At 54.8% G+C, this 23,220-nt stretch carries 22 protein-coding genes and 1 pseudogene; 11 read left to right on the top strand and 12 right to left on the bottom strand.

Annotation, left to right across the window (positions count from 1 at the left end; genetic code table 11):
* Positions 1-44 precede the first annotated feature (44 nt).
* From DW350_RS00475 to recG, 7 genes are read left to right on the top strand one after another with little or no spacing between them, the layout of a single operon-like run.
* Positions 45-695 (top strand): epoxyqueuosine reductase QueH, encoded by a 651-nt coding sequence (locus tag DW350_RS00475; protein WP_115716975.1) that lies wholly within the window; start codon positions 45-47, stop codon positions 693-695.
* A gap of 20 nt (positions 696-715) precedes the next feature.
* Positions 716-1,408 carry a hypothetical protein gene (locus tag DW350_RS00470; protein WP_115716974.1) on the top strand — a complete coding sequence of 231 codons (693 nt, stop codon included), beginning with the start codon at positions 716-718 and terminating at the stop codon, positions 1,406-1,408.
* A 49-nt stretch (positions 1,409-1,457) separates the two neighbouring features.
* Positions 1,458-2,087, top strand: coding sequence for a guanylate kinase (gmk, locus tag DW350_RS00465; RefSeq protein ID WP_115716973.1), 630 nt, complete (start codon positions 1,458-1,460; stop codon positions 2,085-2,087).
* A 49-nt stretch (positions 2,088-2,136) separates the two neighbouring features.
* Complete coding sequence (rpoZ, locus tag DW350_RS00460) at positions 2,137-2,415, top strand: DNA-directed RNA polymerase subunit omega (RefSeq protein WP_115716972.1); 279 nt, start codon at positions 2,137-2,139, stop codon at positions 2,413-2,415.
* A gap of 21 nt (positions 2,416-2,436) precedes the next feature.
* Positions 2,437-4,563, top strand: coding sequence for a bifunctional GTP diphosphokinase/guanosine-3',5'-bis pyrophosphate 3'-pyrophosphohydrolase (gene spoT / locus DW350_RS00455; protein WP_115716971.1), 2,127 nt, complete (start codon positions 2,437-2,439; stop codon positions 4,561-4,563).
* Complete coding sequence (gene trmH / locus DW350_RS00450) at positions 4,560-5,258, top strand: tRNA (guanosine(18)-2'-O)-methyltransferase TrmH (RefSeq protein WP_115716970.1); 699 nt, start codon at positions 4,560-4,562, stop codon at positions 5,256-5,258. The genes spoT and trmH overlap by 4 nt, the downstream gene beginning before the upstream one ends.
* A 2-nt stretch (positions 5,259-5,260) precedes the next feature.
* Positions 5,261-7,336, top strand: coding sequence for an ATP-dependent DNA helicase RecG (gene recG, locus DW350_RS00445; RefSeq protein ID WP_115716969.1), 2,076 nt, complete (start codon positions 5,261-5,263; stop codon positions 7,334-7,336).
* A 31-nt stretch (positions 7,337-7,367) separates the two neighbouring features.
* Here recG and DW350_RS00440 read toward each other — a convergent pair whose 3' ends face one another.
* Complete coding sequence (locus DW350_RS00440) at positions 7,368-10,244, bottom strand: insulinase family protein (protein ID WP_115716968.1); 2,877 nt, start codon at positions 10,242-10,244, stop codon at positions 7,368-7,370.
* Between the two features lie 101 nt (positions 10,245-10,345).
* Here DW350_RS00440 and nfsA point away from each other — a divergent pair, with 101 nt between their 5' ends.
* The 3 genes from nfsA to DW350_RS19480 all read left to right on the top strand — a co-directional run bounded on the left by nfsA (position 10,346) and on the right by DW350_RS19480 (position 12,541).
* A complete protein-coding gene (nfsA, locus tag DW350_RS00435; protein ID WP_115716967.1) occupies positions 10,346-11,071 on the top strand; it encodes an oxygen-insensitive NADPH nitroreductase in 726 nt (241 codons plus the stop codon).
* A 211-nt stretch (positions 11,072-11,282) separates the two neighbouring features.
* A complete protein-coding gene (locus DW350_RS00430) occupies positions 11,283-12,263 on the top strand; it encodes a M23 family metallopeptidase (protein ID WP_192954761.1) in 981 nt (326 codons plus the stop codon).
* The gene (locus DW350_RS19480; RefSeq protein WP_226911424.1) at positions 12,158-12,541 is read left to right on the top strand and encodes a bactofilin family protein; all 384 of its coding nucleotides are present in this window, start codon (positions 12,158-12,160) and stop codon (positions 12,539-12,541) included. Before DW350_RS00430 ends, DW350_RS19480 begins: the two co-directional genes overlap by 106 nt.
* A 24-nt stretch (positions 12,542-12,565) precedes the next feature.
* Here the strand turns inward: DW350_RS19480 and DW350_RS00420 are convergent, their stop codons facing one another.
* From DW350_RS00420 to DW350_RS00380, 10 genes and pseudogenes are all read right to left on the bottom strand, one after another.
* A complete protein-coding gene (locus DW350_RS00420) occupies positions 12,566-13,609 on the bottom strand; it encodes a protein-glutamate methylesterase/protein-glutamine glutaminase (RefSeq protein WP_115716964.1) in 1,044 nt (347 codons plus the stop codon).
* Between the two features lie 24 nt (positions 13,610-13,633).
* Positions 13,634-14,488 (bottom strand): CheR family methyltransferase, encoded by an 855-nt coding sequence (locus DW350_RS00415; RefSeq protein ID WP_115716963.1) that lies wholly within the window; start codon positions 14,486-14,488, stop codon positions 13,634-13,636.
* A gap of 2 nt (positions 14,489-14,490) precedes the next feature.
* Positions 14,491-15,018 (bottom strand): chemotaxis protein CheW, encoded by a 528-nt coding sequence (locus tag DW350_RS00410; protein WP_115716962.1) that lies wholly within the window; start codon positions 15,016-15,018, stop codon positions 14,491-14,493.
* A gap of 14 nt (positions 15,019-15,032) precedes the next feature.
* On the bottom strand, positions 15,033-15,707 hold the full coding sequence (locus DW350_RS19900; protein WP_442899783.1) for a methyl-accepting chemotaxis protein: 675 nt from the start codon (positions 15,705-15,707) through the stop codon (positions 15,033-15,035).
* Positions 15,708-16,193: 486 nt separating this feature from the next.
* A pseudogene (locus DW350_RS19895) lies at positions 16,194-16,661 on the bottom strand (MCP four helix bundle domain-containing protein); the annotation flags it as partial.
* Between the two features lie 31 nt (positions 16,662-16,692).
* A complete protein-coding gene (locus tag DW350_RS00400; protein WP_115716960.1) occupies positions 16,693-18,864 on the bottom strand; it encodes a chemotaxis protein CheA in 2,172 nt (723 codons plus the stop codon).
* Positions 18,861-19,199 (bottom strand): STAS domain-containing protein, encoded by a 339-nt coding sequence (locus DW350_RS00395; RefSeq protein WP_115716959.1) that lies wholly within the window; start codon positions 19,197-19,199, stop codon positions 18,861-18,863. The genes DW350_RS00400 and DW350_RS00395 overlap by 4 nt, the downstream gene beginning before the upstream one ends.
* 7 nt (positions 19,200-19,206) lie before the next feature.
* Positions 19,207-19,575 (bottom strand): response regulator, encoded by a 369-nt coding sequence (locus DW350_RS00390; RefSeq protein WP_115716958.1) that lies wholly within the window; start codon positions 19,573-19,575, stop codon positions 19,207-19,209.
* A 21-nt stretch (positions 19,576-19,596) separates the two neighbouring features.
* Positions 19,597-20,718, bottom strand: coding sequence for a methyl-accepting chemotaxis protein (locus DW350_RS00385; protein ID WP_115716957.1), 1,122 nt, complete (start codon positions 20,716-20,718; stop codon positions 19,597-19,599).
* A 203-nt stretch (positions 20,719-20,921) separates the two neighbouring features.
* Positions 20,922-21,554, bottom strand: coding sequence for a response regulator transcription factor (locus tag DW350_RS00380; RefSeq protein WP_115716956.1), 633 nt, complete (start codon positions 21,552-21,554; stop codon positions 20,922-20,924).
* Positions 21,555-21,913: 359 nt separating this feature from the next.
* Here DW350_RS00380 and DW350_RS00375 point away from each other — a divergent pair, with 359 nt between their 5' ends.
* The gene (locus DW350_RS00375) at positions 21,914-22,510 is read left to right on the top strand and encodes a DUF2238 domain-containing protein (RefSeq protein WP_115716955.1); all 597 of its coding nucleotides are present in this window, start codon (positions 21,914-21,916) and stop codon (positions 22,508-22,510) included.
* On the opposite strand, the gene DW350_RS00370 is transcribed toward DW350_RS00375, so the two are convergent.
* Complete coding sequence (locus DW350_RS00370; RefSeq protein WP_115716954.1) at positions 22,479-23,015, bottom strand: SRPBCC family protein; 537 nt, start codon at positions 23,013-23,015, stop codon at positions 22,479-22,481. The genes DW350_RS00375 and DW350_RS00370 overlap by 32 nt on opposite strands.
* Positions 23,016-23,220: the final 205 nt, after the last annotated feature.

The following is a 23,220-nucleotide window of genomic DNA, read 5'->3' as shown; positions in this document are numbered from 1 at the left end:
CTTAGACTTTGGCGTTATGGTTAAGCGAAATACAGGCGAGGACGATGTCTGAACTCAAAAGGCCCCAGCTGGCACTACCCAATGGTGAACGCAAATTACTGCTGCATTCGTGCTGCGCGCCATGTTCTGGGGAGGTAATGGAAGCCCTTCACGCCAGCGGCATCGATTACACCATTTTCTTCTACAACCCCAACATTCATCCGGCCCGTGAGTACTTGCTGCGTAAAGAAGAAAATATTCGTTTTGCCGAGCAGCACAAGGTGCCTTTTGTCGATGCCGACTACGACACCGACAACTGGTTTGAGCGTGCCAAAGGTATGGAGTGGGAGCCAGAGCGGGGCGAGCGCTGCACCATGTGCTTTGATATGCGCTTTGAACGCACCGCCCTTTATGCCCATGAACACGGATTTAATGTCATCTCCAGCTCCCTTGGTATCTCACGCTGGAAGAACATGGAGCAAATTAATGGCTGCGGCCACCGCGCTGCCGCACCCTACGACGGCATGGTGTACTGGGACTACAACTGGCGCAAAGGCGGCGGCGCTGCCCGGATGGTCGAAATAAGTAAACGCGAGCATTTCTATCAGCAAGAGTACTGCGGCTGTGTGTATTCATTACGCGACACCAACCAGCACCGCAAAGCCCAAGGGCGCGATATTATCAAGCTGGGCGTGAAGTATTACGGCGACGAATAACAGCGGGCAGGATTAAGGTTATGGCAAGTCTGTTCTGGTTTTTTTTAGCCATTTACGTGGCCATTTTTATCGGCTATTTGCTGCTGCGAAAACAGGGCGGCTCAGCCCTTAATTACCTCATGGCGCTGCTGGCGATAGTACCGCTTTTTGCCAGCCACTATTGGCATGCCTTTATTGCCAGCTTTGCCACGGCGCTACTGATGGTGGTGGTAGAGAGCGCGCTGGAGAAGCGCCGCGGTGGCCACGGCGCAGCCGTGGGCATGATAGTGATACTGCTCGGTATTCTCTTTATCAGCATCTTGCTGCATGTTATTCAGCGCGCCAGCGGCTGGTTGCTGGGCCTTGAGCCCATCAAGCTGCTGGGTGAAAACTGGTCAGCAATGGAGCTGGCACTGTATCTTATTGCCGTTGCGGCAGCGGTGAATTTTGGCGTGAAATCGCGGCTGGCAAAAGACGAAAAGAACCAAAAGGGCTTTTATGAAATGCAGGTACTGCCGCTTTTTATGCTGGCATTGCTACCGGCTTTTAGCCCCGTTTACTGGCTGGCTTTTGCCCTAAGCCTGCTGTTGGCGCTAACCATTTATGGCCTGTCTTACCTGATTTTGGGGTCGCACTCACAGGCCACAAACGTGCGCCGGTTAATGCTGAAATTTTACCTGGCAATGACCTTGGTTGGCGCTGCCATGGAGCTTGCCAGGACCCTGGCTGCCTAATACTGGCATAAGCTGATAAAATCCCTTTTTTACAACAGATACTCTTGTTATGCGACGCGGTAACCTTTTTATAGTGTCAGCCCCTAGCGGCGCCGGTAAATCCAGCCTGATTAAAGCGCTTTTGGAGCGCCACAGCGTGGATAAATCGATGGCGGTTTCCATTTCCCACACCACCCGCAACAAGCGCCCTGGCGAACAGCACGGCGTGCATTATCACTTTGTAACGGTTGACGATTTTAAAGATCTCATCGAACAAGGTGCCTTTTTCGAATGGGCGGAAGTGTTCGATAACTTCTACGGCACCTCCAGGCTGGCAGTGGAAGAGCAGCTGGAAAACGGCATCGACGTTTTTTTGGATATCGACTGGCAAGGCGCCCGCCAGGTGCGGCTGATGATGCCGCAGGCGATTGGCATTTTTATTATGCCGCCCAGCACCGAAGAGCTTGAAAAACGCCTGATAGGCCGCGGCCAAGACAGCAGCGAAACCATCGCCAAACGGATGCATGAAGCGGTATCCGAGATGTCGCATTTTGACGAATACGACTACCTGCTGATTAACGACGATTTTGAAATCACCCTAGACCGGCTGCGCGCTGTGGTGCTTTCTGCCCGTCAAACCTTGGAAAATCAGCGCCAAGCCAATGCAGCACTGCTGGACGCCTTATTGGCGGTTAAGTAAACTAGCAGGCTACCTTCGAAAGTCTTGTTTTGCCTGATGGGAGTAAATTATGGCTCGTGTAACCGTTGAAGACGCCGTCGATAAAGTCGGTAACCGTTTTGACCTGGTGCTGTTGGCCGCTCGTCGCGCCCGCCAAATTGCCACTCAGGGTAAAGACACTTTGGTCGATCCTGAGAACGATAAAGCCACCGTTATTGCCCTTCGCGAAATCGAAGAAGGCCTGATTGACGTTGCTAGGCTTGACGCGGAAGACGCCCGCATGCAAAAAGAGCAGGAAGCTGCTGAACTGGCTGCCGTATCTGCTATCGCTAACGGTTCCCTGGAATAAGTCGCATACCAAGGGGCCGCGGTGTATCTATTTGAGGGCTTGAAAGGGCGTCTAACCAGTTATCTGGACCCGGCGCAGGTGGATCTCATCAGGCAGGCCTATGTGCTGGCCCGGGACGCTCACGAAGGGCAGTCTCGTACCTCTGGCGAGCCCTACATCACCCACCCCGTTGCGGTGACCGGTATCTTGGCGGACATGCGGCTCGACCACGAGACCCTGTGTGCCGCCTTGATGCACGACACCATCGAAGACACCCCTGTTACCAAAGAACAAATTGCCGAACAGTTTGGCGACGCCGTGGCTGAATTGGTGGAAGGGGTTTCCAAGCTCGACAAAATCAAATTCAATTCCAAGGAAGAAGCGCAAGCCGAGAACTTTCGCAAGATGATCATGGCCATGACCCAAGACATCCGCGTCATTCTGATTAAATTGGCTGACCGCACCCACAATATGCGTACTCTCGGTGCCCTTCGCCCCGACAAAAAGCGCCGTATTGCCCGGGAAACCTTGGAAATTTACGCACCGCTTGCCAACCGCCTTGGTATCCACAACATCAAAAACGAGCTCGAAGAGCTGGGTTTTGAAGCGCTCTATCCTATGCGCCAACGGGTACTAAAAGAGTCGGTCAAGCGCGCTACCGGCAACCGTAAGCAGCTGATTAACAACATCCAAGATGCCGTGAGTGGCCGCTTGGAAGAGTTGGATATCAAGGGCGAAGTAAAGGGCCGGGAAAAACACCTCTATTCGCTCTATAACAAGATGCGCAACAAGGAACTGCAGTTCCACGAAGTGATGGACATCATCGCTTTTCGCATCATCGTTAAAGACCTCGACACCTGTTATCGGGTGCTGGGGGCGATGCACAATCTGTACAAGCCCAAGCCTGGCCGCTTTAAAGATTACATCGCCATACCTAAGGCCAACGGCTATCAGTCCCTGCACAGCACCTTAGTGGGCCCCCATGGCGTGCCCATTGAAATTCAGATCCGCACTGAAGATATGGATCTGATGGCTGACCGCGGTGTGGCGGCGCACTGGCTTTATAAGAAAGACGGTGAAAACTCCGGCACCACCGCCCAGGTACGGGCGCGGCGCTGGATGCAAAGCTTGCTGGACTTGCAGCAAAGTGCCGGTAACTCCTTCGAATTTATCGAGAACGTTAAAAGTGACCTGTTCCCGGATGAAATTTACGTTTTCACCCCGGAAGGGCGCATTCTCGAACTGCCGGCCGGTGCCACACCGGTCGACTTTGCCTATGCGGTGCACACCGACGTTGGCCATAGCTGTGTTGGCGCGCGGGTAGACCGCCAGCCTTACCCGCTGTCCATGCCGCTGGAAAACGGCCAAACCGTGGAAGTGATCACCAGCCCTGGCGCCAGGCCCAATGCAGCTTGGCTCAACTTTGTGGTTACCAGCCGGGCCCGGGCGAAAATCCGTTCGCACCTCAAACTGCTCAAATCAGAAGAAGCCATTGTTTTGGGCAGGCGTTTGCTGAGCCACGCCTTGGGCGGCACCAAAATTGAAGATTTGGATAGCGACAAGGTGCAAGCGGTATTGCAAAGTACCCACAGCGACAGCTTTGATGACCTGCTGGCCAACATTGGCTTGGGCAATGCCATGAGCATTGTGGTGGCGCGCCGCCTGCAAGAAAACGACGGCAGCGAAGACGACAGTGCCAAAAAGGCGCCCAGCACTGGCCGCAACAAGCTGCCTATTCGCGGCGCCGAAGGCATGTTGGTGAGCTTTGCTAGGTGCTGCCGCCCCATTCCTGGCGACCCTATTGTTGCCCACATGAGCCCGGGTAAAGGGCTGGTGGTGCATGTGGAAAGTTGCCGTAACATCGCCGGTTATCAGTCAGACCCGGTGCGCTACATTCCGGTGCAGTGGGAACAAGGCGTGGAAGGGGAGTTTATTACCGAACTGCGGGTAGATATCCTGAACCACCAAGGCGCCCTGGCAACCTTGACCTCGGCCATTTCCGGCACCGGCGCCAGCATTCAAAACCTCAGCACCGAAGAGCGTGACAGCCGTCTGTATTCGATTTTTGTGCAGCTCACCACCCATAACCGGGTGCATCTGGCCAGCGTTATTCGCCACATCCGTAAAGTACCGGAAGTGGTACGGGTATCCCGGGTGAAACGGGGATGAGCCCGGAACGCTTTGCCCGCATTAAGGCGGTGCTGGCCAAGCGCCAGCCTGATTTAACGGTTTGTATGGAAGAGGTGCACAAGGCCCATAACCTTAGCGCCGTAGTACGCACCGCCGATGCCATTGGCATTCATGAAGTGCACGCCATCTTTCCGACCAAAGGCGTGCGCATGCGCCCCCATACTGCTGGCGGCAGCCTCAATTGGGTAAAGGTTCACCGCCACCCCGGTATTGAAGAAGCGGTTGGCGCCCTGCGTAACCAAGGCATGCAAATCGTTGCCACCAATTTGTCGGAAAAAGCCAAAGATTTTCGCGATATCGACTACACCCGGCCCACGGCGTTACTGGTGGGGCAAGAGCTACAAGGGATCAGTGAAGCCGCTCTTAACCTTGCCGACCACCATGTGGTGATCCCGATGCTGGGTATGGTGCAATCGTTAAATGTGTCAGTCGCCAGTGCCCTTATTCTTTATGAAGCCCAGCGCCAACGGCAAATTGCCGGCATGTACGAAGCAAGCCGCCTGCCACAAGCGCAGTGGCAACGCCTGCTGTTTGAACGCGGTTATCCGCAACTGGCACGCCAGTGCCAGCGCAAGGGTTTGCCCTACCCGATGATTGACGACGCCGGCGAAGTGCAGGCCGATGCCAACTGGTGGCAGCAAATGCGCAGTGCCAACGCAGCCATGGAGGCATAAGTGTGGCGCCAGATCTTGGCTTAATCACCCCCATTAACACCCTCAAAGGGGTCGGCCCTAAGGTGGTGGAAAAGCTAGAGCGCCTTGGCCTTCGCACCATCCCCGACCTGTGGTTCCACCTGCCACTACGTTACGAAGACCGCACCCGTATTTGCCCCATCGCTGACCTGTTGCCGGGCATGCACATTGCCATCATGGCTGAGGTGCTAAAGGCGGAAATTGTTTATGGCCGGCGGCGCATGATGGTGGTTACCGTTGCCGACGCCTCGGGCTCGGCCACCCTGCGGTTTTTTAATTTCTCCGCCGCCCAGAAAAATAGCTTCAGCCCTGGCAAATGGGTGCGAGCCTTTGGCGAGATCCGTACCGGTAAAGTGCGCTTTGAAATTATCCACCCCGAATACAAATTGCTGGACGAAGGCAAAGAGCCTGACCTTGAGGAAAGCCTAACCCCGGTCTACCCCACCACCGAAGGGCTGCGCCAACAAACCTTGCGCAGCATTGTCGAACAGGGCCTTGATTACCTGTCGGATGCGATCCCGGAACTGATACCGCCGCTGTTAAATCCCCATAAGCTGCCGTTGGTGCAGGCGCTGCGTATTGTGCACCGGCCGCCACCGGACGTGTCGCTCGAGCTGTTAGAAGAAGGCCAACACCCGGCCCAGCAGCGGCTGGCATTGGAAGAATTACTGGCGCAGCAATTGTCACTTTTAAAACTGCGGGCCCACCATCAACACCACCAAGCGGTAGCCTTAACGGCAAAAGGCGACTTGGAGCAGCAGTTTTTGGCGGCGCTGCCTTATACGCCAACCGGCGCCCAAAGCCGGGTGGTTAACGATGCCTATCAAGACTTGGCCCAGCAAAAGCCGATGATGCGGCTGGTGCAGGGCGACGTTGGCGCAGGTAAAACTCTGGTAGCAGCGCTAACGGCGCTAAGGGCCATCAGTAACGGCTACCAAGTGGCGCTGATGGCGCCCACAGAAATTCTGGCCGAGCAACACGCGCTGACCTTCAGCCAATGGTTCGCGCCGCTCGGTATTGGCGTTAGCTGGTTGGCCGGCAAGCTAAAAGCCAAGGCAAAAGCCCAAGCCCTTGAAGCACTGGCCAGCGGTGCCAGCCAACTGGCGGTGGGCACCCACGCCCTTTTTCAAAACGACGTCGACTTTGCCAACCTGGCGTTAGTGATTATTGACGAGCAGCATCGCTTCGGGGTGCATCAGCGGCTAACCCTGCGCGAAAAAGGCCGCCAGGGCGAACATTACCCGCATCAATTAATCATGACCGCCACCCCCATTCCCCGCACCTTGGCCATGGCTGCCTACGCCGATTTAGACAGCTCTATCATCGACGAGCTGCCGCCCGGCCGCACCCCGGTTACCACGGTGGCAGTACCGGACGGTCGCCGCGAGCAAGTGGTAGCCAGAGTAAAAGACGCCTGCCTTGAAGGCCGCCAAGCCTACTGGGTTTGCACCTTGGTTGAAGAATCCGAGGTCCTGGAAGCACAAGCCGCCGAAGCCACTGCCGAGGCGCTTAAGGCGGCGCTACCCATGCTGAAGGTTGGCTTGGTACATGGCCGTATGAAAAGCGATGAAAAGCAGCAGGTGATGGCCGCTTTTAAGGCCGGTGAGCTGAATTTGCTGGTGGCCACCACCGTTATTGAGGTGGGGGTTGATGTGCCTAATGCGTCTCTTATGATCATCGAAAACCCAGAGCGCCTGGGGCTGGCCCAGCTACACCAGCTAAGGGGCCGGGTTGGCCGGGGCAGCACCGCGTCGCACTGCGTACTGCTCTATCATGCGCCGCTCTCCCCCACCGCCACCGCGCGGCTTGGGGTGTTGCGCGACTCCAACGACGGCTTTGTGATTGCCCAGCGCGATTTGGAAATTCGTGGCCCCGGCGAGCTCCTTGGCACCCGCCAAACCGGCGTGGCAGAGCTGCGCATCGCCGACCTAGTGCGAGACGCGCACCTGCTACCGAAAGTACAACATGCTGCCCAGCAAATGCTGCGCGACCACCCCGCCACCGCCGACGCCCTCATTAACCGCTGGCTAGCAGGCCGCGAAAGTTATGCCAATGCATAAAAAAGCCCGGCCTTGGCCGGGCTTTTTAGTGTTATTCCGCCTGATATTGCCATTTGGCATCAAGGCAGGCTTGGTCGGTACAGGCCACTGGCATTGGCCCTTTTTCCGGTTGCTGGCCCTTACTCCACAGTAAAAAGCGCCCGGCACCGTTATGGACGATATCGCGTTGAAAGAACTCTAGCATGTCGGTCAGGCTGAGCTCGTTCACGGCTTTAACCAGTTGTTGGCGCCAGTCAAAGGGCCGGTGGTTATCAATATAAGACCAGTAGCGCTCCGTTTTATCGCCAAGCTGTTTGTCGGCCTGGGTAATGCTGTTAATCAGGCCTTGTTTTTGCTCGGCAAATTGCGCTGGCGACATCCCCGCCAGCTCGATGCCAAAGGCAATCATAAAATCTTGCACCTGGCCCTCAAGGCTGTACGGGTCGGCCACCGGCGACTGGATCACAAACTGCAACGCAGGCGCTAAGCCAATGCTGGTGCTGCCCGCTTGCACCACATATCCCAGCTGTTTATCGGTGCGCAGCTTGGCGAAAAAAGGCTGGCTAATCAGCTGGCCCATCAACGCCCACTTGGCTTTGGTGTAGGCATCGCTTTGGTGCCCTTGGTAGAGGATCACCAGCGCCGAGTCATGGTGGTCAATCGTCATTTTGCGCGCCACTTCAGTGGCTGGCGGAATTTGCGCGTAGTCGAGCTGGGGCTTGGCGATGGGCTGGGCGTCACGCAGCAACAGGTTTTTCAGCGATTTACCCCAGCTTGCAGCCTCTGCTGGCGAAATATTACCGATGGCCAAGGCTTGCAGATGCAACTGGTCGCGGTAGTGCTGCACAAAGGCCATAAATTGGCGGTAATTAATTTGTTCTAAGGCTGTGGCTTTTTGCTGTGGTTGATAGGCTTGGCGCATCATCGACACCATCGCCGATGCGTAGAGCTGTTTTACCGGCCATTCTTTTGCCCGGTTACGCCAATGGCGGGCGAGTTCATCACGGTACTGGCGGAACTGCACTTGCCGCAGGCCCGGCAGGCTGAGCGCGGTCCAGATTTTATCTTCCAGCAGCGCCTGCTTTTCATCATATCCCGACAAGCCATACAGCAAGCCGTCGCGGGTGGCCGCCAAATGGTAATAGAGCCCGGCCTGACTGGCCGGATAGGCCTGCGACTCCAGCTGTTCATTCACCAAGTCGGCATAAAGGCTGTTCATTACGTTGTCTTGGAGGCTATTAATGGGCCTTTGCAGCGCAACCCGTTTTTCGGTTTTGGGTACCCGAAATTGCCGGTCTTGCAGCGCCCAGATGCTAATGCCGGGTTCTTTGACAATTTCCTGCGGCTCGGTGGCCTTGCCCGTCAGCGTTTTTACCTTAGGGTCGTCCGGCAAATAGGGGTTAGCTGGCGGCAGCGACAATTCGGCTTCAGCCTTGGCCCAGCTATCTTGCAGCGGCACACTGATTGGCTTGATGCTGTAGGGCACTTGGTAGTGGCTTTCCAGCTTATTGGTTTGAATACCGGGCAGCACCACCACTTGGCGCAGGTTTTGCGGGGTCAGTTTGGCCAGATAACTGTCGATAAGCGCCGGGTCATATTGCTGATACACAAAGCCCGCGTCCATTAAGTGGGCCGGCGGCACCTTTTGCAGGTTGCCCGCCAGGTAGTTAGCCAGAGCCAGCTCATTGGCCTTGTCTTGGAAACGAAAATCGAGGTTACCGGCCTTACGCAGCTCATTAAAGAAGTCGGGCGTTACCCCTTCGTTTTTGATGCGATGCAAATAGGCAAAGGTGGCAGCTGTAATATCATCAACATGCTTGGCGCCCTTGTCGGTCAGGCTAAAATTGATGCTGAAAATTTCATAGTCATCCGGGCCGGCATGGTTCACCGACATACTATCAACCCAGCCGCTTTCCTTAAGGGTGGTATAAAGGCTGCCCGGCGCGGCATTAGAGAGCATTGACGCCAAGTAATCCAAGGGTTTGGCCAGGAAGTACGGGTCACTGGAAGGCACCGGGAAGCGCAGCATCAGGGTGCGAAAATCTTTTATCGGCGCAATGTCGATGCGTACCCCCAGCTGGTCCGGTAAAAAGGCCGGCTCAAGGGTTGTTAGCGGGTTGGGCAGGCCTTTGGGAACCGCACTAAAGGTCGCGGTTACCTGCTTTTGTAACTCATCCAAACTGCCTTTACCCACTACCGCCAGGGTCATATTGCCAGCGTGGTAGTACTTGTCATGAAAGGCTTTTAAGTCTTGCCAGACTTTATCGCCAGGCCGGTCAGACAGGGTATTTAAGTCGCCCACCGAAAACCGCGCCGCCGGATTGGCCGGGTTGGCCGTGGCCTTTAGCACTGCATGAATGCGGCGGCCATCGTCCTTCTTCTTAAGCTGGTACTCGGAATAAACGGCGTGCTTTTCGCGCTCGACATAGGCCGGGTCCATGCTCGGGGCAATAAAAAACTGCGCAAAGCGGTCTAACGCCGGTGCCAGTTGGCCCGGGGCCACATCAAAAAAGAAGTTGGTTTCAGTTTGGGCGGTGTAGGCGTTAGTGGTGCCACCGTTAGACTCAATAAAGTGCATGTAATCGTCCACCTTCGGGTACTTGGTGGAAGAGATAAACAGCATGTGTTCTAAAAAGTGCGCCAAGCCTTCGCGGCCCTTCGGGTCGGCGGTGCTACCCACGTGCACCATTAAGGACGCCGCGGCTTTGTCAGCAGAAGGGTCAGAGGCCAATACCACTTTTAAGCCGTTACTTAAGGTCAGGTAGCGGTAATGCAGGCTATCGGCCGGGCTGGTGATAATGGTGTTTGGGTCTGGTGCAGGTGCCCTTGCCGTTTGCTGACACCCCACCAAAAAGGCGGCGAACACTATCCCAAGAGCAGCTCTTAGCACCATTGAATATTCCCATTTACTGCAAGTTGTTAAAACCATGCCACAGCTCAATTGGCCATTCCATGTTTGTAAATCCAAGGTCACAGTGCAATGCTGCCACCTTCAGCCATTCTAGCCTTTCGCTATTTTAAGGTAAGTACATGACACCCACTATCGACCTCATCTGTAAACATACCTCCATACGTAAGTTCACCGAGCAGCCGATCAGTAGCGAGCAACTGAATGCCATTTTAGATGCCGCGCAAATGGCATCAAGTTCCAGTTTTTTACAAGCAAGCTCGGTGATCCGCATTACCGACACCGAGAAAAGAGCGGCATTGGTCGAACTCACTGGCGGTCAAAAATGGGTTGGCCAAGCCGCGGAATTTCTTGTCTGGTGCGCCGATTTTCATCGCCACCAACAAATCGCCCCCAACGCCAAGCTTGGCTACGCCGAGCAGCTATTAATTGGCGCCATCGATACCGCGCTAATGGCCGAAAACGCCCTGATTGCCGCTGAATCGTTGGGCCTTGGCGGTGTCTTTATTGGTGGTATTCGCAATAACCCCGCTGAGGTAGTCAAGCTGCTTGAACTGCCCAGCCAGGTGATCCCGCTTTTTGGTCTTTGTTTGGGACATCCCAATCAGGCGCCTAGCCTGCGGCCACGGCTGCCTCGCAGCTTGGTGCTACACGAAAACGCCTACCAGCCGGACTTGGACGTTCAAAATTTGGCTAAATATGACGAAGAAGTCCGTCGCTACTACAAAGAGAGGACCGGAGCGAACAAGGCCACTTCGTGGAGCGAACAGATTGCGGGCACCTTAGAAAAGGAATCTAGACCACATATTCGCGCCTTCCTTGCAGACCAAGGGTTTCTCAATAAATAAGCATGGCGTATCGTTGCAGCGCTGCTATTGCCATGGCCAGAAACTGGCCCACAGGCAATAGTGCAAAGAGCCCAAGGACTGAGCGCCGATACACCAATAATGACAGTGGCACAGACCCCTTTTTCGCATGAAAGACATATTGCACATCACAGTCAGCAGCAACAACGGCACCCGCCACCTTGCCCTGACAGTACAGCGAAGAAAGGCCTTAATGGGCCTGGCAATCGGGTTTGTTGTGTTTCTGCTGTTGATGTTTGCCTACATCCGCTTTTTGCAGTGGCAGGCCGACAATTCCGATCAGCGCCTGGTGAAAAACCGCCAAGCGCTAACGCAATTACAGGCTGATTTAAAAACAGCCAAAAACGCTTACAACGATGCAGAAGAACAGCGGCAGTTACTGGAATCGAGTATTACCCGCAAAACCGAAGAGCTGAGCGCCGCCTCTAACCGGCTCGACGACTTAGAAGACAAGCTGGGCGGTAATATTGGTGCCGCGGCTGACGGCGGTACTTTGGTAAAACGGCTGGATTTAGCATCCATAGCCATGGGTACCCGGGAAGTCACCTTGAACTTGCTTCCCAATGGGCACCCGGTGAATTACGAGTACATCAGTTCCCCGTTTGGGATGAGGATGCACCCTATTCGAGGGCGCGAACTCTTTCATGCCGGGGACGACTTGGCGGTCAATATTGGCACTCCAGTGCACGCTACCGCAGACGGTGTAGTTGAGATTGTGAGTCATCGCCGAACCGGCTACGGCAATATGCTGCTTTTGGCCCATGCCTTCGGTTTTAAAACCCGCTACGGACACCTCAGCAAGATAGTGGTGAAACGCGGGCAGTACGTTCACAAAGGTGACCTTATTGCCTATTCGGGCAATAGCGGATCCAGCACCGGGCCACACCTGCATTACGAAGTAACTTATGCAGGTATCCCGCTGAATCCAAAACCTTTTTTGAACTGGCGATTGAACAACTACGCAAAGCTTTTTGACTTGGAGAACAAAGTGCCATGGCCATCTTTACTAGCGACAATCGAAAATCTCAGGACCCTATGGCAACCACCGTTATCGCAGCAGGCACATTCATCCGTGGCGAAATCGAACTCACCTGCAACCTTCACCTCGATGGAGAAGTTAATGGGCAAATCCAAGCCGACCACGCCATTCGTATCGGCCGGGACGGCAAAATAGTAGGCGAAACCAAGGCCGACAGCCTGGTGGTTGCCGGCAAGGTAGACGGCATTGTTGAAGCGAAAGTCGTGGAAATTGTTGAAGGCGGCTTAATTGAAGGTACCGTCTATTGCGACGAGCTTATTATCGCCAAAGGCGGCCGCTTCCTGGGTGAGTCCAAGCCGTTAAAAGAGCACGCCAGCGCCAGCAACAACATCATGCAGCTGAAATCTGACGTTAAAGATAATAAAGAGCTGGAAAAGCCCAGCGCCGACCCAGCCCTGGCTTCAAAAGCCTAAAAAAAGCGGCCTTGGCCGCTTTTTTTAATGCCCCCAACGGGTTAGCGCTGCCACGATGGCGTTTAAATCCCCGGTTTTGTCGACGGCGCCAAGCTTGATGGCTTCTTTTGGCATACCAAAAACTACGCAGCTTTGCTCGTCTTGGGCGAAGGTGCTACCACCGCTGTTATGCAGCGCTTTTAACCCCCTGGCGCCATCATCACCCATACCGGTCATGATAACGCCAAGAGCGTTGCGCCCGGCCTGACTGGCGGCGCTTCGAAACAGCACATCCACCGACGGCCGGTGCCGGCTAACCAAGGGGCCATCTTTAATCGCCACCTGGTACTGGGCACCGGAGCGCACAATCTGCATATGCAGCCCGCCCGGTGCAATTAAGGCGCGCCCCGGCAGCAGCCGGTCACCGTCTTGCGCTTCCTTGATTTCTATCTGGCTGTGGCTATTTAAGCGCTCGGCAAAGGCACGGGTAAATTTTTCCGGCATGTGCTGCACGATAGCCAACCCCGCGGTGGTAACCGGTAGCAGGGTTAACACCTGCTCCAGGGCTTGGGTGCCGCCGGTAGAAGTGCCAATCACGGCAATTTTTTCGGTGGTACGCTGATTTAATAGCTGCTTGCTGGCCAAGCTCTCTGATGGCAAGGTGCGCGCCACCGGCGCCTTGACTCTGGGCCTTGCTAACGCAGCCTGGCGAATGGCGGTAGCCAGGGTCTGGCTGTGGCTTTGCAAAAAATCCTTAAGCCCCATGCTGGGTTTGGCAATCACTTCCACAGCACCAGCCGCTAACGCCTGCAAGGTAATATCTGCGCCCTTTTCAGTTAGCGATGAGCAAATGACCACCGGCGTTGGCCGGGTCGCCATGATTTGGCGCAGAAAGGTCAGGCCATCCATACGCGGCATTTCCACATCCAGCAGCACAACATCGGGCCACTGGCGGGCCATGCGCTGCTTGGCCAGTAGCGGGTCAACCACGGCGCCTATCACTTCAATGTCTTTTTGTGGCGCCAGCAACTGCTGCATCACTTCCCGCATCACCGCCGAGTCATCGACGATCATCACCTTTATGCTCATGCTGCGCTCGTCATCCGTTATCGGCTATGGGGCTTTTGGGGTGCCTACTTTGCGGTAAATTGACGAGGCCAACTGCTCAAGGGGCAAGCAGCTTTCATGCAGGGCTTCGGAATGCCCCAGCATTAAGCAGCCGCCCGGCGCCAGCCTATCAATAACGTTATTTAGCACTTTGTGTTTGGTATCGGCGTCGAAGTAAATCAGCACGTTTCTAAGCAGCACCAAGTTGAACTGACCCAGCTGCGGCGCGGGCAAGGTGAGATTCCACGGCTGAAAATTCACTTTTTCCCGTAGCGCCTTGTTCACCAAAAAGCAGCCTTCATAGCGGTCTTTGCCTTTTAAGCAGTAACGCTTTAATAGCGCAGCTGGAATTTGTTCGCCCCGCGACATGGGGTAAAGGCCGCGCCGCGCTTTGGCCAGCACCGGCTCACTGATATCGGTGCCGCAAAGCTGCCAGTCGCGCCCCGGCAGTAAGCGGTCCAACACCATGGCAAGGCTATAGGCTTCTTCACCGGTGGACGCCGCAGCGCTCCAGGCACGAAACGGCTGGCCGGGCCTAAGCCTTGGCAAAATCTGCTTTTCTAAAAACGCAAAATGGCGCGGCTCGCGAAAGAAATAGGTTTCGTGGGTGGTGATAAGGTCAATGGCGATACTGCGTTCATGCTGGCCTTGGCCGGACAGCAACAACTGGTAGTACGCCATGTAGCTATCAAGGGACAAGGCGCTAAGCCGCTTGGCCAAGCGCCCGGATACCAACGACTTTTTAATATCCGGCAGCTGAATCCCCACCAAATCGAAAAAAAGCCGCTGCAACAGCCGAAACTCGTTGTCTTTAAGCTGTACCTGATAGCCTGCCGAACGGTTGGCTGCAGCCGTTATCATCCTTAGTCTTGCTCCATGGCGCCCGCCAGCTCAGCCAACTCGTCAAGGGACAATACCTGCGGCATATCCAGCACAATCACAAATTGCTCTTTGTTTTTTAAAATGCCGGCAATGAAGTCGGCACGAATTTTCGCGCCAAAGGTGGGCCGGCCTTCCAGCTGATTGGCAGCAACGTCCATCACCTCATTAACGGCATCAACAATAATGCCCAGCATCTGCTGGCGGCCATCTTGTTCAAACTCAACAATCACAATGCAGGTACGGCGGGCAATTTCGGTGCGCGCCCGGCCAAAGCGTGACGACAGGTCAATCACCGGCACCACGGCGCCACGCAGGTTTATCACGCCACGTAAAAAGGCTGGCATCAGCGGGATCTCGGTCAAGCCGCCAAACTCAATGATCTCGCGGATGTGCGCTATTGGCAGTGCAAAGAGTTCATCGCCCAAGGTCAGGGTCAAAAACTGCAGCATCTGGCTGTTGTCCTGGTGGGCAACCGCCTGGCCTTCGGCAACAGCAGGCAGATTAGACATCGCAAACCTCCGGCTTAAAAGCGACTGAACTGGCTTTCATCAACCGCCTCTTCGGCCATTACCTTGGCGCTGGGCATTTTGGCCAAGGGTTTGGCCGCAGCCGCTGCCATGGGTTGGCTTTTAAGGGTTGGCGCTTGCCGCGCCGCCACACCCGCAACGTTACTGAGCTTGAAGTACTGGATCATTTCTTGAAGCTGGGTGGCCTGGCCGCTCATTTCTTCCGAGGTAGACGACAACTCTTCCGAAGCGGAGGCATTGACCTGGGTGGTTTGCGCTAACTGGGTAACGGCCAGATTAATTTGTTCAAGGCCGGTGTTTTGCTCCCTAGAGGCCGAGGCAATTTCTTGCACCAAATCGGCGGTTTTGCGGATCGACGGTAGCATTTGGTCCAGCAGTACCCCGGCACGTTCAGCAAGGGTGACGCTGTCACCGGCCACGGCGCCAATTTCCTGGGCCGCCACTTGGCTGCGTTCCGCCAGTTTGCGTACCTCCGCCGCCACGACCGCAAAACCTTTGCCGTGGTCGCCAGCGCGCGCCGCTTCAATGGCAGCGTTCAGCGCCAACAGGTTAGTTTGGTAGGCAATGTCATCAATGATGCCGATTTTGCCCGCAATTTGGTGCATAGCGTTGACCATTTCCCGCACCGCATCGCCGCCCTCTTCGGCGTCTTTTGAAGACTGGCTGGCCATGCCGTCGGTGACCTTGGCGTTTTCGGTGTTCTGGGCCACGGTGGCAGAGATCTCTTCTACCGAGGCGCTGGTCTCTTCAACATTGGCCGCTTGTTCAGAGGCATTTTGGCTCAGTGACTGCGCCGAGGCGGCCACTTGTTCAGAAGCCGAGGCCAGGGAGTCAGCCGTCATCCGCACATCGCCCATCACCGAACGCAACTTAAAGACCATTTGTTGCAGGTTATAAAGCATGCTGGACTGGTCACCCTGGCGCAGGGTGATTTCCTGGCTAAGGTCGCCTTCGGCTACCAAGCGCAGCGATTCGGCGGCATCATTGGGTTCACCGCCGAGCTGGCGAATCAAACTGCGGGTAATAATAAAGCCCAGTAACGCGGCCAAAACCAAGCTGATAACGATGCAGCCAACAACTTGCTCAAAAATGCGGTTATAGAGCGCGTTGGAGTTAGCGTAGATGTCTTTAGCCACGGTAATTTGCAGCCGCTCAAGCTTATTAAAGCGGCTGGTGACCGGGTCAATTTGTTGGTAGAGCTGGTGATTGGCAAAATCATCCAGCGCGGCTTGGTCTTTGCGGCTGATGATGTCTTTGAGCTTGGCAACAGCTTGATTGGCGGTGCTCATCAGCGGTTTTAGCTCGTCAATCAGGGTTTGTTCCTTGGGCACCATTTTGCTTTGCAGGTAGCTGGTCCAGTTCTTCTGGATGTCGTCCTGGGCCTGGTTAATGTTGGCAAGGCCCTGGTCCCAATCCAGGGTGCCCATGCGCACCTTAAGGGCGGTATCAACGATGTTGACCGCATAGCGGTCGGAGATGGTTTTTAAGTCATCAAGGGGGAGCACCCGGTCGTGATACACCGATTCAAGGCCGCTATTGGCGGTGCGCATCCCCGACATGCCGAGCACACCAATCACCACCATAAACAGCACCAAAATACCGGCCAACAGCAGCAGCCGCGTCATCACCTTCATACGTTCAAACATTATTCGTCTCCTAGCCGTTTATGCCGGCAGCCGCCCTGGCCAACATTGCGTCCTGGCTTGTGGTTTTTGCGGTGCTACAGGCCCGCTGGATAAGGTTGGGTACATCAAGAATCAGCGCGACCGAGCCGTCGCCAAGAATGGTGGAGCCGCTGAGCATTTTGCTTTGGCCAAACAGTTGGCCCAAGGGTTTGATAACGGCCTGGGATTCCCCAAGCAGCTTGTCTACCACCACCCCGGCGCGGTTTTGGCCAAATTGCAGCACCACCAGACTTTCGCGGATGGCATCGGCTTGCCCCAGTTCAAACAGTTCTCGCAAACGCACAAAGGGCAAGGGCTCGCCGCGCAGGTTAAACAAGTCGTTGTGCCCATTGCCTTGGCCCAAATCGACGCATTCCACGACCTGGTCGAGGGGCAGCACCAGAATTTGCTCGGCAACTTTGACCTGAAAGCCATCAATAATGGCCAGGGTTAACGGCAAGCGAATTTGCACGCGGGTGCCCTGTCCTTGCTGGCTGGACACTTCCACCACCCCGCGCAGCTGCTCGATGTTACGGCGCACCACATCCATGCCAACGCCGCGGCCAGAAAGGTTGGTAATTTCACTGGCGGTGGAAAAGCCCGGTTCAAAGATAAGGTTGAAGATCTCGCTGTCGGTGAGGCTTTGCTCGGGTTGGACCAAGCCTTTTTCGATGGCTTTGGCCAGAATTTTTTCTTTATTAAGGCCACGGCCATCGTCGCTGACCTCAATAACGATGCTGCCGGAATCGTGGTGGGCATTAAGGTGCAAACTGCCTTTGGCCACCTTACCGCTGGCCAAGCGCTGCTCGGCAGGTTCAATACCGTGGTCCATGGCATTGCGCACAATGTGCATTAGCGGGTCGGCCAGTTTTTCGACCATTGATTTATCAAGCTCGGTGTCAGCGCCGGTGACGGTTAGCGCGATGTCTTTGCCAAGCTCCTGGCTGATATCGCGTACCACCCGCGGAAAGCGCTGAAACACTTCACCAATGGCCACCATCCGCAGCGAAAGCGAAGCGTCGCGCACCATTTCCACCAGGCCAATGACGTCTTCATTGGCGCCCGCCATGGCTTCAATGTTGTTTTGAGACATCGCCATATTGGCCGCCGCGCCAGCAATAACCAGCTCGCCAACCAGGTTGATTAATTGGTCAAGCTTGCTGACTTCAACCTTGATAAAGACCTGCTCTTGCGCCTTTTTCTGCTCGCTTTGCTTTTGCTTGGTTAGCGCCGCCGACACCACTGGCCCGGCAACGTGCTGCGCTTGTACCAGCATTTCGCCAATGGGCTGGGGAATAGTGTCTTCACGCTGGCGGGCCAGCACCTTATCAAGCTCGTGCGCGGTTAAGGCGCCGCTTTGCACCAATAGCTCGCCCAGTAGCGCTGGCTCTTCCGGCAAACTGGCAATCAGTTCAATGTAAGCGGCCACCGCACTGTGGGGCGGTAAAATCAGTAGCTGGCTGTCTTCGCGGATAAATTCAAAGGCGTCTTCTATCTCTTGCTTGCTGGCATCGGAGGCAAATTCCAGCTCAAAGCCGAGATAGCCGCTTTCTTCGTCGAAGCTATCAAGAGCCGGTAAGGCGTCGGTTAGGGTGTGAATGTGAACAATGCGGCCAAGTTTGCCGAGATAGCGAAAGATAGACAGTGGATCCATGCCATTTCGCAGCACATCAAGGCTTGGCCTTAACGAGATATGCCAGCATTCATTGCTGACGGCGTCTGTAGCCAGCACTTGCACCGGGCTTGTGGGCGGCGTAGCGGCCACGGCGCTGACTTTTCGTAAAAAGCCGCCCAGCTCTTTCATCAGCTCCAGCCGCTTGGCGGCGTCTGGGTCTTGGTCTTCGCCGCTGGCTTCTACCGCACTTAGCAACTCGCCAATGTAGTCGCCGCAGCGCAGCAACAGCGACAACATCGCCGGTTCCACCGCCAGCTCGTTATTGCGTACCTTGTCCAGCAGGCTTTCTACCAGATGGGTAAAGTCCACCAGCGATTGCAGACCAAACAGGCCTGCCGAACCTTTGATGGTGTGGGCAGCGCGAAAAATAGCGTTGATGGCTTCGGCATCAGGGCCGCTTTGCTCAATGGCCAGTAGCGCTTCTTCCATGGCCAGAAGCAGTTCACGCCCCTCTTCAACGAGGGCGCCTTTGGCTTCATCGAGATTCATGGCTGGCCTCCGTTGCCGCTATCGGTGAGCAGCAGCGGGTCGCCAAGCTGCGCCGCTAGGTTCAGGGTTTCTAACACCTCGGTAACCGCTTGCGCATGGTTTACCAGCGCCCATTCTCCCCCTAACTGCCGCGCCTTTTGCTTTAACACCAGCAGCAGTTGCACCCCGGCACTATCGAACTCGGTAACGCCCGCCAGATCCAGCTCGGCGTTGGGATGTTCATTAACCAATGCCGCCAGTTGTTCGCGCACACTGGCGGCTTGGTAAATGGTCAGCTCCCCCTTTACCAAGCACTGCACTTGCCCTGCGGTTTCGCGGATCGCCAGCTCGGCCATAGGCGCCTCAGGGGAGGATCAGTTTTGAAACCGCATCCAGCAGTACCGGGGGTTGAAAGGGCTTAACAACCCAAGCTCTTACCCCTGCCGCTTTTCCTTGGGCTTTTAGGGCTTCGCCGGATTCGGTTGTTAGCATAATAACGGGTGTAAATTTGTAGGCAGGCAATTGCTTAGCCGCTTTCACAAAGCTGATGCCATCCATTACCGGCATGTTGACGTCGGAAATAATGAGGTTCACTTTGCGGCCGTCCAATTTCGACAAGCCGTCTTTGCCGTCACAAGCATCTATCACTTGGTAGCCCGCCCCCTTGAGGGCAAGGGCAACAACTTGTCTAAAGCTCGCAGAATCATCCACGACCAGCACCGTCTTGCTCATCTGTGCTCCTTAGCTGTTGAATTAGAAGAAGGTCACCGCAGAGTCGCCGGGGCTGGAAACGCTTTGCCCCTGGTGCAACTGGCGCTGTTCTAAGGTGGTGTAACTGCTTTCAAGCCGCTTGAGCCAATCGGCCTTGGATGGCAATGGGCTTTGTTCGATGCCCTGGTTCAGCAACGCCATGTCATCACCAACATGACCAAGAATTTGTGTTACCCGGTCTTGAAACTGCAGGTCCATCAGCACGCCGTTAACGGTGTGCTCGATGTCCCGGCTGTTTTCCTGCATGTGCTTTAGCTGCTGCTCCATCTGGCTAACCCCTTGGGAAAGCTCAGCTAATACCGTGGTAACGATGGTTTCTACGTCCTGAAGCTGCTGCTGGCTAAGGCTGCTCATGCGTTCAGATTGCTGCACCATCGATTCCATGGCTTGGCTCATCACCCGCACCTTGGCGGTGATTTTGCTGCCGGTCTGCTCCGACATAATGGACAACTTGCGAACTTCATCGGCGACCACGGAGAAGCCGCGACCGGAGGCACCTGCCCTAGCTGCTTCTATGGCAGCATTAAGTGCAAGCAGGTTGGTTTGTGAAGCCACTTTCGAGACTTCTTCAGCCATTTGGTGTAACTCGGTAACGAAATCGCTCAGTTCGTTGATTTCTTTGAAAAACGCGTCCCGTTGTTCACGATCCTGATCGAGTGTTTTTACCGCCTTTGGCAGTTCAACCTGGGCATTTTGCAGTATCGAAAACACCGCACTGTCGCCCCCTTGGTCACGGTCTTGCTGCTGTACCTTCTGGCTGAGGCTCACGAATTTATCGGTGAGCCCCGACACTGCCTCTTCGGTCTGTTGATTTACCAGATGGATATGTTGTCCCCACAGCGGCAATACCGCGCCGACTAGTTCACGCAAGGGTTGGTTGTTATCCACCAATCCCTTGGCTTTCCCCTCTTCGTTATTCATAACAACCTGCCTGGTACGGCAACTTGCCAGCAGCGCCACCAACCAGGCCAACAATACCGCAGCCACTATCAGCCCTTGCCACCAAACACTGGCCAGCCACAGTGGTAACCCCAATAACAACAACACCCCAGCCGCAAGCATGGCCGGGTGAAAGCCAACCGGGGATCGCAATGGTGAAACCATGAATATGCTCCCTTAGGCCAGGCGCTAAACGCCGAAGGCTGACGCTTTGTCATTGTTAAACAGGGGTAAAGTGGCAATGGAGCGCCATTGCCACATCAAGATGAACAAAAGCTTAACTTAGGGATCGCGGGAATAAATCGGTGAAATGCCGGAGGAAAAACTAGGTAATTTTACCCGGAAAGAAAATTCCTTCCCCTTATAAACTATGGGGATATTATGCCTTTGCGCAGGGCATAAACGACCAGCCCAGCTAAGCCACTCACACCTAACCTGTCCATGATCTGCGCACGGTGGCTATCAACCGTTTTAACACTTAAATCAAGTATTTGCGCTACTTCCTTGTTGGTTTTTCCCAACGCCAACCAATGCAACACTTCCACTTGGCGTTTGGTCAGAATGATGTCGCCGGCGTCCTCCTCGGGTTTTTCGGTTACCACATCCAACAACGACGACACCACTTGCGGGCTGAGATAGCGGTGGCCGTCCCGTACCGATGCCATGGCCACCGCCAGTTCGTCTGCCGCCGCATCCTTTGGAATAAAACCCGAGGCACCTAAACTCATTCCTTTAAGAACATAGCTACCACTGTCATAAAGGGACAACAGTATTACCGGCAAGCGGTGCCAACGGCTACGCACTGCCCTTAAGGCATCCAGTCCCTCTTGCCAGTCACTGCTAACATCCAGTATCACCAGATCAGGGGTTTTCACCTCGATAAGGTGACTCAGTTGCTGGCTGTCTTGGTCAACGGCCACCAATTCATAATCAAGAGACGTGATGACGGCAGCCAGCTGCCTGCTGGCCTCGTCCTGGTCTTCAATGAGTAACACTCGCACTGCTAATACCTTCCTTTAGGGTTACTGGTGTAACCCCCGTCTTAGCCAAGCCGGCAACTGCCTCAACAGGCATTTATCAAACTTGGCGTGCAGGGCGTAGCTTCAGAGCTATCTACATATTCAGGCTTATCTGTGCCTGTTATATCGAAGCGACTACTGACTAAAAAACCTCTAAAACCCTGCGCCTGCTAATGCGTCAATAAATTGACTGTTTATCATTAGCCTCTACTTAATTACCAGAGCATGGCCAGAATTTATGAAAACAACTGCAACGAACGGGCCAAAAAAAGCCAAATATATTAAATAGATGTAACCAAGCATGGCAGGCAGAGTTAAGCTAGACGCAACCAGGAGGGGCCATGAGTCAGCGTGTTTTTGCCAAAGGACTAGCCGGTCTTTATGCCGTGCTCTTTATCGCCTTGAGCTGGTCGGTTGCCGAGCGAACCGTCTGGTATGCCGAAGTGACGCCGCTGGTGCTGGTGTATCTTGCACTGCTGGTCAGCGCCCCTAGGTTCACTTTTAGCAACCTGTCTTATCTGTTTGTGTTTATTCCGCTGCTTTGGCATCTCATTGGTGCCCACTTCACCTTTGCCAAAGTGCCCTTTGGCTGGGTGATGTCGGTATTCGAGCTAGAACGTAACCCCTATGACCGCATTGGCCACTTTCTGGTGGGCTTGTTTACGGTGCCAATCATGGAAGTGCTAATAAGAAAACGGCTGTGCGGTATCACCGTTGCCGCTTTGTTTGCGGTTTTTGCCATCGGCACCGTGGCAGCCAGCTACGAGATCATCGAATGGCTTTACGCAGTCAAAGAAGGCGGGGAAGCCGGCATTAGTTTTTTGGGCGCACAAGGCGATGTTTGGGATGCACAAAAAGACATGTTGGCCGATTTACTGGGCGCGCTAATAGGCGCAGGCATTGGCGTTATTTACTTTCGGCGCGCAAACGCTGGGTAAGCTTATCAAGCTGCTCGGCCAGCACTTGTTCGACGGTTGGTGCCAAAGAGCCCAGCCCGGTTTGGGTATAGCCGCTCACCTGGTAGTGCAATTCAATCAAAGTGCCTTGGTCATTGGGGGTAAAGCGCCAGGCCATGCCACCACTAACGCCCATCATTTGCAGTGGCCCCAATCCACCAACCATACGCAGTTCCCGGCCTGGGTCGACATAGGTTACCGTCATATGCCGGGCGAGGCGCCGGCCGTTAATTTCGCAAAAGCAGCCGCCAAGGCGTGGCTCTAGGCGCATTTTCGTCGCATCACCAAACCAGCTGTGATCGTTACTCCACCACTGACCAATGGCTAAAAACTGTTGATATGCCTGCGCTGGCGAGGCCTTTACCTGCTGCTCAAGGGCGATATCAAAGCCGTTATCGGCGCTGGAAACCACTTGCCCATGCGATGGTCCACTCAAAAAGCCAAAGACAGCCCCCAGAAGCCACCGCGGCAAAAAAGCGCTTTTCATCCCAACACTCCGCTGGCGTTTAGTCGTCATCTTGCCATAACAAATGTTAAAAATAATTTAACTTACATTACAAATAGCTACGATGAAAAGTGAAGACCTCGCTTTAAGTGATAGCGACTCACGCCGCCATTAACCTCCGATTCACCCGCCCTATTAAGCTCACATTTCATGACCCCGGTCATTTTCAAGGCACCAGAGCCAGCCG

Source organism: Gallaecimonas mangrovi, assembly GCF_003367375.1.
In the GTDB taxonomy this organism is placed as follows: Bacteria; Pseudomonadota; Gammaproteobacteria; order Enterobacterales; family Gallaecimonadaceae; genus Gallaecimonas; species Gallaecimonas mangrovi.
Note: the sequence above shows the minus strand (reverse complement) of the source record. Positions and strands in the feature narration are given on the sequence as shown.

Excerpts from the sequence above, each read along its gene's own strand:
- DW350_RS00440 (WP_115716968.1), bottom strand. The coding sequence starts at position 10,244 with ATGGTTTTAACAACTTGCAGTAAATGGGAATATTCAATGGTGCTAAGA.
- DW350_RS00375 (WP_115716955.1), top strand. The coding sequence starts at position 21,914 with ATGAGTCAGCGTGTTTTTGCCAAAGGACTAGCCGGTCTTTATGCCGTG.
- DW350_RS00410 (WP_115716962.1), bottom strand. The coding sequence starts at position 15,018 with ATGTCTAATCTGCCTGCTGTTGCCGAAGGCCAGGCGGTTGCCCACCAG.
- DW350_RS00470 (WP_115716974.1), top strand. The coding sequence starts at position 716 with ATGGCAAGTCTGTTCTGGTTTTTTTTAGCCATTTACGTGGCCATTTTT.
- DW350_RS19900 (WP_442899783.1), bottom strand. The coding sequence starts at position 15,707 with ATGGCCAGCCAGTCTTCAAAAGACGCCGAAGAGGGCGGCGATGCGGTG.
- DW350_RS00415 (WP_115716963.1), bottom strand. The coding sequence starts at position 14,488 with ATGATAACGGCTGCAGCCAACCGTTCGGCAGGCTATCAGGTACAGCTT.
- trmH (WP_115716970.1), top strand. The coding sequence starts at position 4,560 with ATGAGCCCGGAACGCTTTGCCCGCATTAAGGCGGTGCTGGCCAAGCGC.
- DW350_RS00400 (WP_115716960.1), bottom strand. The coding sequence starts at position 18,864 with ATGAATCTCGATGAAGCCAAAGGCGCCCTCGTTGAAGAGGGGCGTGAA.
- DW350_RS00420 (WP_115716964.1), bottom strand. The coding sequence starts at position 13,609 with ATGAGCATAAAGGTGATGATCGTCGATGACTCGGCGGTGATGCGGGAA.
- DW350_RS00475 (WP_115716975.1), top strand. The coding sequence starts at position 45 with ATGTCTGAACTCAAAAGGCCCCAGCTGGCACTACCCAATGGTGAACGC.
- rpoZ (WP_115716972.1), top strand. The coding sequence starts at position 2,137 with ATGGCTCGTGTAACCGTTGAAGACGCCGTCGATAAAGTCGGTAACCGT.
- gmk (WP_115716973.1), top strand. The coding sequence starts at position 1,458 with ATGCGACGCGGTAACCTTTTTATAGTGTCAGCCCCTAGCGGCGCCGGT.
- nfsA (WP_115716967.1), top strand. The coding sequence starts at position 10,346 with ATGACACCCACTATCGACCTCATCTGTAAACATACCTCCATACGTAAG.
- DW350_RS00385 (WP_115716957.1), bottom strand. The coding sequence starts at position 20,718 with ATGGTTTCACCATTGCGATCCCCGGTTGGCTTTCACCCGGCCATGCTT.
- DW350_RS00390 (WP_115716958.1), bottom strand. The coding sequence starts at position 19,575 with ATGAGCAAGACGGTGCTGGTCGTGGATGATTCTGCGAGCTTTAGACAA.
- DW350_RS00395 (WP_115716959.1), bottom strand. The coding sequence starts at position 19,199 with ATGGCCGAGCTGGCGATCCGCGAAACCGCAGGGCAAGTGCAGTGCTTG.
- DW350_RS00430 (WP_192954761.1), top strand. The coding sequence starts at position 11,283 with ATGGGCCTGGCAATCGGGTTTGTTGTGTTTCTGCTGTTGATGTTTGCC.
- DW350_RS00370 (WP_115716954.1), bottom strand. The coding sequence starts at position 23,015 with ATGAAAAGCGCTTTTTTGCCGCGGTGGCTTCTGGGGGCTGTCTTTGGC.